Annotated in this window: 13 protein-coding genes; 9 read left to right on the top strand and 4 right to left on the bottom strand. The window is 57.0% G+C overall.

Going from position 1 to position 12828, the window contains the following annotated elements; all coding sequences use genetic code 11:
• The first annotated feature begins 40 nt into the window (after window positions 1-40).
• The 4 genes from RAD15_RS08710 (at window position 41) to RAD15_RS08695 (ending at window position 4026) form a co-directional block, all read left to right on the top strand.
• Window positions 41-247 (top strand): hypothetical protein, encoded by a 207-nt coding sequence (locus RAD15_RS08710; protein WP_458176396.1) that lies wholly within the window; start codon window positions 41-43, stop codon window positions 245-247.
• Between the two features lie 47 nt (window positions 248-294).
• The gene (locus tag RAD15_RS08705; protein ID WP_458176394.1) at window positions 295-2040 is read left to right on the top strand and encodes a metallophosphoesterase; all 1746 of its coding nucleotides are present in this window, start codon (window positions 295-297) and stop codon (window positions 2038-2040) included.
• Window positions 2041-2096: 56 nt separating this feature from the next.
• Complete coding sequence (locus RAD15_RS08700; RefSeq protein WP_458176392.1) at window positions 2097-3506, top strand: hypothetical protein; 1410 nt, start codon at window positions 2097-2099, stop codon at window positions 3504-3506.
• Window positions 3507-3669: 163 nt separating this feature from the next.
• Entirely contained in the window at window positions 3670-4026 is a 357-nt protein-coding gene (locus RAD15_RS08695; protein ID WP_458176390.1) for an agmatine deiminase family protein, read from the top strand.
• A 328-nt stretch (window positions 4027-4354) separates the two neighbouring features.
• Here the strand turns inward: RAD15_RS08695 and RAD15_RS08690 are convergent, their stop codons facing one another.
• Window positions 4355-4639 carry a hypothetical protein gene (locus RAD15_RS08690; RefSeq protein WP_458176388.1) on the bottom strand — a complete coding sequence of 95 codons (285 nt, stop codon included), beginning with the start codon at window positions 4637-4639 and terminating at the stop codon, window positions 4355-4357.
• Window positions 4640-4649: 10 nt separating this feature from the next.
• On the opposite strand from RAD15_RS08690, the gene RAD15_RS08685 reads away from it, so the two are divergent.
• The gene (locus RAD15_RS08685; RefSeq protein ID WP_458176386.1) at window positions 4650-4829 is read left to right on the top strand and encodes a hypothetical protein; all 180 of its coding nucleotides are present in this window, start codon (window positions 4650-4652) and stop codon (window positions 4827-4829) included.
• A 7-nt stretch (window positions 4830-4836) separates the two neighbouring features.
• On the opposite strand, the gene RAD15_RS08680 is transcribed toward RAD15_RS08685, so the two are convergent.
• Window positions 4837-4959, bottom strand: coding sequence for a hypothetical protein (locus tag RAD15_RS08680; protein WP_458176384.1), 123 nt, complete (start codon window positions 4957-4959; stop codon window positions 4837-4839).
• 516 nt (window positions 4960-5475) lie between these two features.
• On the opposite strand from RAD15_RS08680, the gene RAD15_RS08675 reads away from it, so the two are divergent.
• Window positions 5476-6090 (top strand): DUF1353 domain-containing protein, encoded by a 615-nt coding sequence (locus RAD15_RS08675; protein ID WP_458176382.1) that lies wholly within the window; start codon window positions 5476-5478, stop codon window positions 6088-6090.
• A gap of 17 nt (window positions 6091-6107) precedes the next feature.
• On the opposite strand, the gene RAD15_RS08670 is transcribed toward RAD15_RS08675, so the two are convergent.
• A complete protein-coding gene (locus RAD15_RS08670; RefSeq protein WP_458176380.1) occupies window positions 6108-9938 on the bottom strand; it encodes a caspase family protein in 3831 nt (1276 codons plus the stop codon).
• A 703-nt stretch (window positions 9939-10641) separates the two neighbouring features.
• Here RAD15_RS08670 and RAD15_RS08665 point away from each other — a divergent pair.
• The 3 genes from RAD15_RS08665 to RAD15_RS08655 all read left to right on the top strand — a co-directional run bounded on the left by RAD15_RS08665 (window position 10642) and on the right by RAD15_RS08655 (window position 11960).
• The gene (locus tag RAD15_RS08665) at window positions 10642-10890 is read left to right on the top strand and encodes a hypothetical protein (protein ID WP_458176378.1); all 249 of its coding nucleotides are present in this window, start codon (window positions 10642-10644) and stop codon (window positions 10888-10890) included.
• A gap of 420 nt (window positions 10891-11310) precedes the next feature.
• A complete protein-coding gene (locus tag RAD15_RS08660) occupies window positions 11311-11586 on the top strand; it encodes a hypothetical protein (protein WP_458176376.1) in 276 nt (91 codons plus the stop codon).
• 5 nt (window positions 11587-11591) lie between these two features.
• Window positions 11592-11960, top strand: a complete 369-nt coding sequence (locus RAD15_RS08655; protein WP_458176374.1) for a hypothetical protein — start codon at window positions 11592-11594, stop codon at window positions 11958-11960.
• Window positions 11961-12146: 186 nt separating this feature from the next.
• On the opposite strand, the gene RAD15_RS08650 is transcribed toward RAD15_RS08655, so the two are convergent.
• A complete protein-coding gene (locus RAD15_RS08650; protein WP_458176372.1) occupies window positions 12147-12776 on the bottom strand; it encodes a M23 family metallopeptidase in 630 nt (209 codons plus the stop codon).
• Window positions 12777-12828: the final 52 nt, after the last annotated feature.

The following is a 12828-nucleotide window of genomic DNA, read 5'->3' as shown; positions in this document are numbered from 1 at the left end:
TGCATTTCTGGATAACTGTTTTTTTTGGATGGAGGACTAAATGAAACTCCTGTTTGCGTTGTTTTTGTTGATCTTCATGCCGGGGATTGCAAACGCAGCTTGCACGGACGGTGCTGCCGATTTTTTCCAGTGCGCTTTTGGGAAGCCGCCGGCAGAGCACCAGATGCCCGACAGCGACAAGCTCTGCAGAGGCAGGGTCTCTCTGGATGGTGGCGCTATCACTGGTTGCATTGCCGGATGTGGATGATACGCTCAACCAATTGATTTAATTTATTTGACACTGGGGGATTTCGCATGGCCGTGCAGCCGCTGGATGATTACGCCCGCTTTCCGCGCATGGCGCACTGGTTTAGCCCCCGCCTTCTGCTCGCGCTTCTGAATAACGTGATCCTGTCATCTATCTTTGGCCGTTACGCCGATCGCCGCCTGACGATTGCGGCCCTCGATACCGTCACTGTCGAGGAACACATGAAGCGCGCGACCGCGCTCAAGGCAAAGCTCGCATCGGACCACGGGGGCGTGGTCTGGTTCGATTTCGTCGCCGACCTTGGCGATGGTTTCGATAGCACCTACGCAATGGCAACCCTGCTGGGCCAGAAGGATCTCGTTGTCGACGGCCAGACGCTTCCGCGCGGCCAGCTCCTCGTGATGGGCGGCGACGAGGTCTATCCGAAGGCAAGCCGACAAGCCTACACCAATCAACTCCGGCAACCCTATGCCTGGGCCTCCCCCGACCATGATCGCCACTCGGGTGACGGCGTTCCAGTATTCGCCATCCCCGGCAATCACGACTGGTACGATGGCCTTGATCTGTTCCTCGCGTTCTTCTGCCGGGAAAAACACTGGCACCTCGGGAGTTGGCGCAGCCAGCAACGGCGCAGCTACTTCGCGATCCAAATGACCGACACCTGGTGGCTTTGGGCTACCGACATCCAGCTCGCCGATACCATGGACCAGCCCCAAGCCGACTATTTCAGCCAGGTGGCGGCCAGCATGCCCGACAACTCCAAGATCATCATGTGCAGCGCCGAGCCGGGATGGCTCTACACCGACACCAATAGCAAATCATGGGAGATCACAGACTTTGCGGTAGGCCTTGCGGTCGAGGCCAGGAAGCCGGATGGCACATTCAAGGGACACACCGTTCCCATTCTTCTTTCGGGTGACACCCACCACTACAGCCGGTACGCGTCGGCCGATACCCAGTTCATCACCTCGGGCGGTGGTGGGGCGTTCCTGCATCCGACCCATCACCTCGAGCAGAGCGTGTCGCTCAAGTGGCTGACGACGAAGAAGAATCTGCAGCTCGGCCAGATACCGCCGGCACAGCCAAACAAGCAGCCAGCCCCGGCTTGCTATCCCTCCATGGACATCTGCCGGTCGCTGGTCTGGCGAAACCTGTTCTTCGCCTTCACGAACTGGGATTTCTCATTGTCGATGGGAGCCGTCTACTCGCTTTGCGGGATTGCCATCTCCCTTCGTGACGAATGGGACGTCTACATCATCATCACCGGCATCTTCGCCTGGGCGATCATAGGCTACACCATAAACCAGGAAAAGTCGCGCGGATGGGGAGTGCTCATCAGCAGCGCGGCTCACGCCTTGGCGCAGGCGGTCACGGTCATCTCGGCAGGACGCCTCTTCAAGCTTTGCAACGATGCAAACCCGCTCTTTCCCAGCCGATGGTTCGACGTCTGGGCCCGGCTGATACGACTACTCATCGAGATGGGATCGGTGGGCTTTCTTATCGGCAGCACGCTCTTTGGGATCAATCTCCTGATCACCTGCCGGTGGATGCGCATGAACCGCAACGATGCCTTCAGCGCGTTGCGCCTTGGCCGGTATAACAATTTCCTGCGGCTCCGCATCGACGGCGACCATGTCGATGTCTACGCGGTCGGACTGGACGACATCCCCCATCGCGATGACTGGGCTGCCAATCCGAACTGTCCGGCCGCCCGCAACAACCCGTACGAGCCGGTGTTCATCGCCAAGAATGGCTTGAAGCCGCATCTGATCGAAACCGTACACGTGCCATAGGCGACACTTCAGCTTCCGGCATTTTTTGCGCCGATTTCAGGGGTAGGAGACGAAATATGCGGTTGCGTTTGAATTTGGCGACGCTGGCCTTCGCAACGCTCATGAGCTTCGGTGCACATGCCCAAGGTCCCGCTCCGCAGGCAGCCCCTGTGCCTGCGGAAGCCGAGAAGCCTCCCACTCCCGCTGCACCTGGGCAGCCCGCCGCGCCCGCGAAGAAGAAATACGACCCGCGCGACGTCTGCATCACGGAGGAGGACGCGAGCTCTGAGCTCCTCAATAGGCGGCGGCAGATCGGCGGCCGCATCATCATGGACACGTTCCTGCTCCCGACGGGTGGAAACGTTGATGTCGGTCTGGACGAGCCGTTCTCGGACGCCGAACACTACTTCGGGGCCGTCGACGTTGGAACTCCGACGCCAGTGATCCTCGACAGGCCCGACGTCAAGGCGCGCCAGGCGGCCGATACGGACCCCATCATCAAGAAGGGCCTGATGAAGAAGGACCGGACAATCCTCAATCTCCGCCTTCCCGATGTTGTCGATGCGCCATGGAGGCAAGCCCAACTCTACATCTTTACATGCCAGGGCGGCTCTCCTTTTCAAGTCTCCGAGACGACTGTCAGGGTCAGTCCGGGCATCTACAGCTCCGGAGTGGCCTGGCTGAGCGTCATCCTGGGCTATCTTATCGCCGCATTCGCTTTCCGGACGAGCAGACCTCCGCGTTGGTTTGGATATCTCGATCCCATCGCCATGAGCGCTGGCTCGGACGGACGGGCGAGCCTCGGCAAGCTCCAGATCATCATGTTCTCCTTGATCGTCTTCGGACTGATCACCTATTTCCTTTTACGAACCGGTGTTTTAACCGATATATCGAGTACCGTCCTCTTGCTCCTCGGTATCACAGGCATCGGATCGACCGTTGCCAAGGGCGCGGATAACTCGCGGACGACTATCACGCCCGAGAACAAGGCGTGGCTCCTGCGCAAGCAATGGCTGTCGTCGACCTTCAATCCAAACAACATTGATGCTCATTGGCGGGATCTGTTCACGACCGATGGAGAGTTCGACGTCTATCGCTATCAGAGCTTCATCTTCAGCCTGGTCGTGGCCGGTGCGCTCATCATCGGCGGTGTCACCCAGCTCTCTTCCTTTGAGATTCCGCAGACCCTCCTTGGCATCCTCGGGCTTAGCCAGGTGGTCTACATCGGCGGCAAGATGGTGACACCGACTTCGATGGCCGACCTCAACAAATCCATCGATGATCTGCGGCAGGCAGAGAAGAAATTCCGGGCAACGGCCATCACCGCGAATGCCGGTGTTCTACCAGCAGGTCTTCATGCGGCGGTCGTACCGGCCAGTCAGACGGCGTATGACGATTACATGTCCCTGGCGACGGACGTGGCGACGCTGTTCAGCGTACAGACCGGGATTGGGGTTGAGCCTGCGAAGCTTCAGCCCTCTCTGTAGAGGGCGGTAGCACGGCCTCCCGTCATGTGCAGCTCGTCTGTTCAAGATCACTGTTGGCAGCAAAGGCGCTTTCGTTTATAAACCTGACGTTGGCTTAGCGATCATGGCTTCTGAAAACGATTTCGACTTTTATTTTCAAAGAAGGTTAGGCTGAGCCTTTTCCATGCTACGATTGCCCGCTGAGTTCGAACGCCACAGCCATACCTATCTACTCTGGCCTTATCGATCTGATAACTGGCGCTCTTCGGCGCGCTATGGCCAAAAGGCTGTAGCAGATCTTGTGAATGTCATTGCTCGATTTGGGCAAGTCAGAATTGGCTTTGCAAAGGGCCTCAATCCCATCACAACCCACTTACTGCATCCAGGGGTGACCGTTCTGCCCATGGAGTACGAAGACATCTGGGTCCGCGATACTGGACCCGTGACTTTGGCCGAAGACGGTATCGCCATTTGCGACTTCACGGAATACTTCGAGGACGTGACTCCATTCCGAGAAAGGCGCAACCCGGGCCAATACTAAGAGAGCAGCCGCGAAAGCGCTCCAAAAGAGCGCAATGCGGAACCAGCCACGCCAAAGCAACGATGAACCGAAGAAACTCAACTCTGCCCCCAAATTGATATTCGCGGAAACTACATTTCCGTCTTCGACTGACAACTGAACTTCAGTTCAACCCTCCCCGGCGTGGCAGAGAACTGGGGAACCCCAAATTTCCGAAATCAATGAGCGCGATCGGTGAAGGGGAACCGCGTCAACCCGACCTGTCGGCACTGCCCGAGCACTGGCCAGCGATATCATTGCAACCTGGACTTGCCGTCAAGACAAAAGCGAAAACAATGAAGATGATCAATCACTTCGAGCGGTCGTCCGCCTTAGGAGCCGCGGCGGGTCTTGGAGATTCAAGCGCCCCCGCAATTCTTGGCGCCCAGTCGATTTGATCAAGCTCGATCTCGGCCCGCTTTAGCGCCTCGGCGGTCTCCACGGCATTCAGCGCGACGATATGTTGGCTACGAGGATCCAACTGACTTGCGTCTCCTAAAAGTCCGAGACGTTTTAAGACATAGAACAGCATTGCATAGCGTACCGTTAGAACGACTCGCTCGTCGGTCATCCCGTAAAAGATGACGACCGCCAAGGAGTTCGGCATGCGCGACGGCATGAAGACCGTGACCGTGCGCAGGGCGTTGCTTTTCTACCTGTTGGACGAAATGAGGCTTCTGGCCGCGATCAGGCGGCACGACGAACGCTTGGCCGACGTACCCGTCTGGGTGAGAAACGCGCGCCGCATCGCAGCCGAGTTGGAAGCGATGGAGAGCGACAACTAGGCTCTCTTCACTTCATGCCGTCTTGATGCCGCTCGAGCCATTCGGCAGCGGCCTGCTCCATCACCAGCGAGGCCATCGTTCGCGCAGCGCGGCCGCCGACTTGATCCTCGTGATGATCTCGGGAATCCATCGACGTGAGGCGCTGCTTCTTGACGCCGGCGGCGGCTGCCGTCCTGGCCTACCGGCCTTCTTCTTTTCCGCCATCGATCCCCGCTGTCCCTCCACGATAGGAGGACCGCGCACATTGCCACGGTTGCTAGAAAGGGCGCGCGCGCCTAGGAGATCCTCGAGCGAATAGCTGGGCGGTAAGGGCTAATCGCCGGCAAAGCCGTCTAAGCAGACCCATCGCCGCTTGCTGGTGTTGGCAATGTAGACCACGCAAATCTGCGATATTTACTTCAGTCTCCGCATCGACTCTCTTTGAGCCTCCGCGTCACTATTGAAACCCAGCAACAACGTCGGGCGTTCCGAAAGGTGGTCGGAGTCCGCTTTCGGGCCGTCAGACCTCGTAGGCGCTTGAAACAAGCATCTTCCTTGATTACAAATCAGAATTGCATGCTTACCACTCGAACAGCAGGGTTCTTCGAGCCCGGTTCGGTATTTCATCCACACTCTAATAACTGAATTTTCTTTCTGGAGTTGCAGCATGGATAGTTTTGATCGCCGTAAGTTTTTAACTCAATCGGCATTACTGGGGGGCGCCACTTTTCTGAGTGGTCCTGTGCTGGCCGCCAAACCGAAGCGACAGCCCATTCCTACTCCCGCAGAGTGGATGGACAAATGGATCAACGATGCGCGAGCAGTCGAAGGCGCGTTGTACCTCGGGCGCTTTGCCGATCCGACCTATTTCATAACGAAGCCTATAAGCTGGAAGCCGAACCCGGGACAGGAACAGTACAAGGCGGTGACCGTACCGGTCGGTTTTGTGACGGACTTCGCCAGCATCCCGCGTGCCTTCTGGTCGCTCCTTCGGCCGGACGGGATATACGCCTATGCGGCGGTAATCCATGATTGGCTCTATTGGGAGCAGGATCGGTCCAAAGACACATCGGATATGACTTTAAAATTTGCGATGCAGGACTTTAAGATCGATGCCGCGACCATCAACACAATCTACGCGGGGGTTCGCGCCGGCGGGGGAAGTGCGTGGGCCGGCAATAAACGGTTAAAGGCTTCAGGCGAGAAGCGAACCCTGAAACGATTTCCCGATGATCCAACGACGCGATGGGACGACTGGAAAAAGCGGCCCGATGTGTTCTGAACTTCGTTTGGCTTCAATCACCTTCTGACCAACTCGGGATCTTTTTCCCGGCGGTAGCTAAAAAGCGCCGGGCGCTGTGTTTGGTTGGTCACATCGCCGTTCTCAGATTCGACAACACGCGAAAAGTGCGTGTTGCTGTCGAAAACCGTTAGCCGCCCCCCCGATCGCGCTCCCGTTCGAGTCCGATCATCTCTGTAAAGCTGAGGCACGCGTTCGGTGCCGTAGGTTAGCCATTCGCCGATGCCAATGCGCCCGTCTGTCGGCCGATTATCAGCTTTTCCGTTAACGATTCCGTCCTGGATCAGGGCAAAGCTTAGCAAGCCCTGTTTCGTGGTTTCGCTTTCCCAAGCCAAATCGTCCGCGCGGGTAGAGGCCAAAATTCGCATGCCTTTATCATACGCCAATTGGCCGAGCCCTCTAGACCCCATCGGACCCGGCTTGAAAGCGCCCCCTTCCACGCTTGCCGCCGAGTGGCAGGCGTCGATAATCATCACCGTTTCGCCCGCGTCAACGTGCCGTAGCCAGAAAGATAGATCGCTACTCGATATGGCCCGCGCCAGAACATCATCCGTTACTTTCCTGGACGGCATCACGCCGATATCGTACGGGAACACAAAGAAATTTCCGTTCCGGTCCGCGTAGCCGTGACTCGAGTAGAGGATCACCACCAAGTCATCGGGCTGCGCTTTCCCAAGCGTCCCATGAGCGACGAGGCCGGGAGGCAGATCTTCGGCGCGGCCGAGCCCTGAGAGAACGTCAAGCACCGCTTTGACGTTCGCCTTCGTCGCGTCCTTCGTGATCAACGACCGTTGACCGTCTTTCTTGAGGGCCCATGAACTCGTGATCGCGACCGATACGACCTCTTCGTATTTACCTGTGGCCTTGAGGCGCGGTTCAAGGATAGAGTTTAAGCGACGGGCGTCGTTCTCCGCATACCGGAGATCCCACGCCGGACTTTCGTAGGCGCCAACACCGACCGCTATCAGGTAGGCGCGCCGCTTCTTTTCCAAGGGAGCTTTCAACTCGAAAGGTCGATAAAATGTTTCGCTCTTGACACGATCTTCGTTGAAGGCATAGGCAGAAAACTCAACAGTCGATCCTGCAGCGCCTCCCGGCAGCGGTACATGACGGAAGGTAAACACCGCGTTGTGCAAGCCGTTCAGGAGCGAACGCTGTGCCCGCCAGCGAGCCAATTCTTCTTCCTGCGTACCGCTGTCGAGGACATCGGGCTTTTCAATTTCCGGCGATTGTCTGACCAACTGCCCACGACGGAAGAGACGCAAATCATACGCTCCGCTTTCACGGCGCTGTCCAACTCCCGCGGCTGAGGGGGGAGCCACCACGCTGCTGACTGACACCGTCACGACGACTTCATCCTGTTTATCTGTCTCAGGATCGATCGAGACGATCTTCACGTCTGGTTGCACGCGATTTAGACTGGTGACGGCTCGAAGCGGCCGAAAATCGGAACATGATGGGTCGCTTGCGGTTTGATTTGCGCGGCAGTCTATCAGTCGCCGCATGAGGCGTGGCTCATAGTAATCTCGCATGAAAATCGCGGGTGGCAGAGCGCGCAAGGGGTCATCGGACATTACCCAGTATCCTGCTGCCTGCTTCTCGATGTCATTGAGATCAAATCGACCTGCCGCGTCGGTGAAGACCCAGTCCTCGTCCTTGCCCAACAGAAGTTGACCTATCAACCGATTCGATAGGGATCGCACTTCCAAGTCTTCCAAAGACCTTGATAAAATAATAGCGTTGTTGTCGACAAACGCACCATCGCTCGCGTTGCCAAAATCTCCTGCCAACGGGAGCAGCACTATCCCGCCACGCTTCGCACGGTTTACGCGATACAAAGATGTCTTGCTGCCGATCGACAGGACATTTTTGCCATCGTCGCTGAAGACGATGCGCGTGGGATCGAATTGAAGTTTGGTCTTGGAAAAGCGACGGGTGCGATCGGCCCGAGAAAACAGGTCACCGCCAACAGCAAGCAGGCGTGCGTCGCTTGAAAAAGAAGGTCGCGCCGTCAGACTGCTCGACCCTTTCACGCTCATCGTCTGGAAAATCGACAGTTTTGCTTTTCCAGCCTCAACAATGAATATCTTGTCGGTCAACGAGTCGGAGATCGCGGCCTGATCTGCAGTTGCATCGCAGGCTATCTTATAAAGATCGAGGCCGGGGCCGAGCGACAGGCGCGCCGTCTCGGTGAATTCTCCAGTCCCGGCTTTGTGCTGAAAACGTTGAATGACGTTTTCCTCGGAGACAACGAGGACGCGGCGTCCGTCATCGGACACACAGAGGCCTCCAGGCCTGTTGACCTTGAGGCGCGCTGGCTTGGGAATCGTCGCCTCGTCCACGTCGGACCGCGCCGCATAAAAGGCCAGCTCGCCATTGAATTCCAGAACGGCGACGGCGCCGAGGCCGCGAACTACGGCGTACGGCTTGTTGTAAATCCACGCCTTCTCATAATAGGTGCCGTAGTCGTAAGTTACATTTCGAAGACGCGAGACTTGGGTGTCGAATATTTTTAGTGGCCCGAGGATATTGCCATTGATGATAAACCCGGGCCCAGCTTCGATTTCGAGCACACTTGTAGGGCTTCCCACCAGTTCGACAATCTGACGTGGTCTCGTTCCGTCGACTGGAATCCATGCCAGCATTCCAGCGGCGTTGACTACATACCCGTGCTTGTCCGGGAGAGCTCTTACGTTGAACTCTTCGCCTTCGGCCAGTGTCTTATCGGCGATAATCTTGGCATCGCTTGCCATTTTCCATGGCCGATAAAATTCTCCAATATTCGCGATGGACTGACGCGTTGATATACAATCGGATGGGTTGAGCAGCGCGCGTTCAAAGTCGAGCGTTTGTCGAACCAAGAGAAATTCTCCGTCTGCCGGTCCGGCGCTGGCGGTCACAATCGGGGGGCCCTCGAAAATCCAGTGGCAAACCGCCGGCGCAGCCGGGCCGGCCTTTTCCTCCCCAGGGACCGGCTCATGGCAGGCCGCCGTCGTGAACATTTCCTCGCCAATATAGTCAGCGGTGGCCGCTTTCCCGAATGCAACAAAACCATTTCGATACGGAGCAACCTCGACCGCGTAGTTTTCAGAGGATTGGCTGATTCTGCACGAAAGCGAAAAGCGATCTGTTTCGGTACTGGCCGTCTTGGCGGTCCATATCGTTATCGCAGCGGTGGACTTCGGGTCAAAGACGGCCACAAGGCCCCGCCTCGGCAGCACGGCGACCGAGGCATCGAGATTTGTCATAAACTCATTGGAGGTAACGGGTCGAAACCCCGTGAATTTATTTGAGCCAACATCATAGCTAAACAGGGTCTGGTCATTCCAACCATAAGTGCCACCGCCTTCGTTGGGGCGCTCCCGCGGGGTCCTTACGAAGGCGACGAACTCGGTGCCGCTGAGAAACTCGAATGATATAGCTTTTGACCGATAGGCGGCTTGGCCAAGGCGGTCCCTGAGTTCAAATAGGGTTTCGGTCATGCCGGTGGCTGCATCGACCCGAAGGAAGCGACCTGTGGTCGTAGCGGCAATCCACTCATAGGAAGTTGGACGCGGCCTGGCCCAAATCAGGACGTCTCCCCCCATCACTTTTACTGGCCGGAGCTCACGTCCACTCTGGACATCCAGCACAAAGGATCGGGTTTGGTCGATGACCAGCAGAAGGCGCCCATCATCGCTAAAGGACGAGGATTGCCAATCTGACTTTGTCAGAAGCGGCAAAAGTATCTGCCGGGCGAGCTGGGGCCCGCTTTCCTCAGACTTCACGGGATCGCTGGAAGCGATTCCAAGTAAGATCGCAAGGCACAGAAACAATCGTGCTGAGAGCATACGTCTCTCCACGGAATGGCCATTAGCGCGCAACATACGCTGCTTAGCGAAGCGAAATAACTTGCGAATACATCTTCACGCCGTTATACTTTAAGTTGATAATGTCAACTATTTAACTTTCCAGCCTAATTTTTCAGGAGCAAGCGATGAAAAAGCTAGGGAAAGTATTGATTTTCAGCATCGTTGTGTCGACCTATTCTGTCGCTGCAATGGCAGATTGCAGGGATATCAGGGCGAACTGCAATCGCAATTTTCAACTAGACATGCGAGCTTGTGGAAATTTTACTGATGCGCAAGCGCAGCGTTGCTACGAACGTGCGCATGAACAATTAGCATACTGCGTGCGCGGAACTGGTTGCTGACCGGCACTTAGCATACCGCGGCATCGAGCTTCCCGGACGGGTCGCTCACCCGCCCGCCGGGCAGGATCAAGTTGAAAGGCATCACTGTCTCCGGGAAAGCAGTGAGGCGAAACCGGCATCGGCACGCCAGGAAGGACGTCGCTTGATTCAAGCAATTTCGGTCGTTCGCCTGTTCGCGCGCTATGGCCGCGCCGGGCCCGTTGGAACGGACGGGTTTGTTGCCCGCAATACCGTCGCCAAGCCATGAGCAGCTTGGGCGGGAAATGAAGGTCATCGTGAAAAGAGGAATGCGACCTTGAACACATTGACCATCGAATTGCGGAACACTGACAACACTAAGGTTGTTTCAGAAAGACAAGACTTGGATCGACGTTAACAAGGACAACTCACCGTTGAATGCCGCCCAGGGCAGCGTGGACGATCAGGCTTACAATCAACTTCATTGCATGGACGGCAACGCGGAAATCGTGCGAGTGGCGAACTGCAACTGGAACACGCTTCCCGGGACGGGGAACGCAGGATTCTGCTACGGCTGCAAGCTTGGCTTCGAGAAGCAACCTCGCTGGTACTGCACCAAGGTAGATAAGTAGAGTTCGAGCGCGTGGCTCGCGGCCCCGCCTCCCAGAGCCGAGGCTCTGCGGACGTTGGACGAGGTCATCGCCCACATCTCAGAACGCGGCGAACCCTTCGACATGCCTGAGATGCCCGGGGTCAAGGGCGGCATTCACGCGCGGGCGCAACGGAAGCGGCCGAGAACTGCCGGCGGAAAATCAATCGGTCACGGCAGTGCCGCTGTCAGACTGTGAGTGCGCGGACGGTCAACAAGGCGCACGAGCCCTTACTCGCCGCTGGGGTCCTATCCGGATGATCAGCAATCGCCAACTCCGCCGCGTAAGCCCATACCCGTAGTCGCAGATCTGCCAAAAGTGCTGCGGCCGAGTATGGCTTTCTGCCCAATAGGGCCAACGCCGAGAACGAATTTAAGAGTACTTACGCCAGGTTTGCCGCCAGTGGGAATCACGAAACAGCAGGCCGTCCGAATCTGCGGCTTTGAGTCGGGCGGAAACGGTAGGTGCGACGTCCAGGAAGGGCTCGAATACGAAACGCCGGGTGCACGCGCCATCTCGACCGCCCTTGGCTGCAACCAATTGCTCGGCACCAACAGTGTTGAACTCCTCGCCGAACAGGGAGACAGTTTTCTGGAGCTTCTCTACGCGAAAAGCGTGGTGCTTAGTTGCGATGCAAAGGCCTCGTTCGAAACCAAAGTAGAGACGAAACCAAAGTAGAGACAGTGAAAGCCATGATTGCTTTCAGCCGAACGGTTCCGGACGACTGGTCCGAACACGAGCGGCTTGCGGCGCCCCCCAAAAGGCCTCGCGATACATCCTTAAACCTCGATATCGACGTGGGTCCAGTATTGCAAAGGCAGAAGCGCCTGGATTCAGTGCTGTTCGCTAGGCGGAAGGGAAGAACGGAGCCGTTGACGGCGGCAGAATTCGAGATGACTAATTTGACCGGCGACGAAAACGGATACGACATGATCAGCTTGCCCGACGACATGCGGCCAAGCGTTCCGACCTCGAACTTCCTTCAGCGCCCTGACTATGAACGCAATGGAGTGGCGATCGGGAACAACACGGTTCAAAGCTGCTTCTTCTAGACGCAATCGAAGGCAAAACGGGCCAAGGAAGATAGGCGGGGCTGCTGCTATCCATGGTTTCCGCCCGTCTCGGCGTGCCTAGCAGATCTTTTTAAGGTCCTGCGGGGGTGCCGTTCCGCGACACGCATCGGAAGCATCTGGAAAAGCCCGGTGCCCGCAAGAGAACGCCATCTCATCGTACTTAGATTACGGGAACCGGTCGCAATCCACGTCCCTGTCGTCGTCTTGGAATCTCACCAGCCACCGCAGGACTTCGATGGGATTGAATTTGGTGTTGTCGGATACGCGAACGAGCTGCACATGGACGTGCGAGGATGACATGTTGCAGCGATTGTGACCCGTACATGTTCCATCGTAGTCGGCGTTGCCGGAGCACCCGGAACTACCGATCACTTCCCCTTGCGTCGCCGTCCGCGGACCTCCGACAAAACTGGATAGATGACCGTAAATCAACCGCCAGCGCTCGCCGCCATCCTCGAACGTCAGCCAGGTGCGATTCCCGATCCCGTCGCCGTCTGCCGGGTGCTGCTCCAGTTCGCCGTCCACTACGGCAACGAGCGGCGTCCCGATCGTCGCATAGATATCCGCGCCGCCATGGCGCTTTCCTGAATCCCGCGGCGCGTCGAAGAAGCTGGACTTCGGCCTCCATTTATCTCCATAGGCTCCTCTGTATTCGCCGGCCAGGCCGATCGTGTGCGTACCGTCCTGACTCGGATAGAGTCCGTTGACGAAGGGCGAAGGAAGTATGCTCGCGCTCAACGATTTGCGGGTCTTCACTATTTCCGGTGCGTCCACTTCGGTCGAATTTCCTGCCATCGTTTCCTCTCCTTGCTGCTATCCTCAATTCCACTGGACGTGATCCGGCTGT

It is taken from the genome of Bradyrhizobium sp. 14AA, assembly GCF_054185205.1.
Note: the sequence above shows the minus strand (reverse complement) of the source record. Positions and strands in the feature narration are given on the sequence as shown.

What these genes read in the sequence shown, in the direction of transcription:
- RAD15_RS08710 (WP_458176396.1), top strand. Translation starts at nt 41, where the DNA reads ATGAAACTCCTGTTTGCGTTGTTTTTGTTGATCTTCATGCCGGGGATT.
- RAD15_RS08705 (WP_458176394.1), top strand. Translation starts at nt 295, where the DNA reads ATGGCCGTGCAGCCGCTGGATGATTACGCCCGCTTTCCGCGCATGGCG.
- RAD15_RS08700 (WP_458176392.1), top strand. Translation starts at nt 2,097, where the DNA reads ATGCGGTTGCGTTTGAATTTGGCGACGCTGGCCTTCGCAACGCTCATG.
- RAD15_RS08695 (WP_458176390.1), top strand. Translation starts at nt 3,670, where the DNA reads ATGCTACGATTGCCCGCTGAGTTCGAACGCCACAGCCATACCTATCTA.
- RAD15_RS08685 (WP_458176386.1), top strand. Translation starts at nt 4,650, where the DNA reads ATGCGCGACGGCATGAAGACCGTGACCGTGCGCAGGGCGTTGCTTTTC.
- RAD15_RS08680 (WP_458176384.1), bottom strand. Translation starts at nt 4,959, where the DNA reads ATGGATTCCCGAGATCATCACGAGGATCAAGTCGGCGGCCGCGCTGCG.
- RAD15_RS08675 (WP_458176382.1), top strand. Translation starts at nt 5,476, where the DNA reads ATGGATAGTTTTGATCGCCGTAAGTTTTTAACTCAATCGGCATTACTG.
- RAD15_RS08670 (WP_458176380.1), bottom strand. Translation starts at nt 9,938, where the DNA reads ATGCTCTCAGCACGATTGTTTCTGTGCCTTGCGATCTTACTTGGAATC.
- RAD15_RS08650 (WP_458176372.1), bottom strand. Translation starts at nt 12,776, where the DNA reads ATGGCAGGAAATTCGACCGAAGTGGACGCACCGGAAATAGTGAAGACC.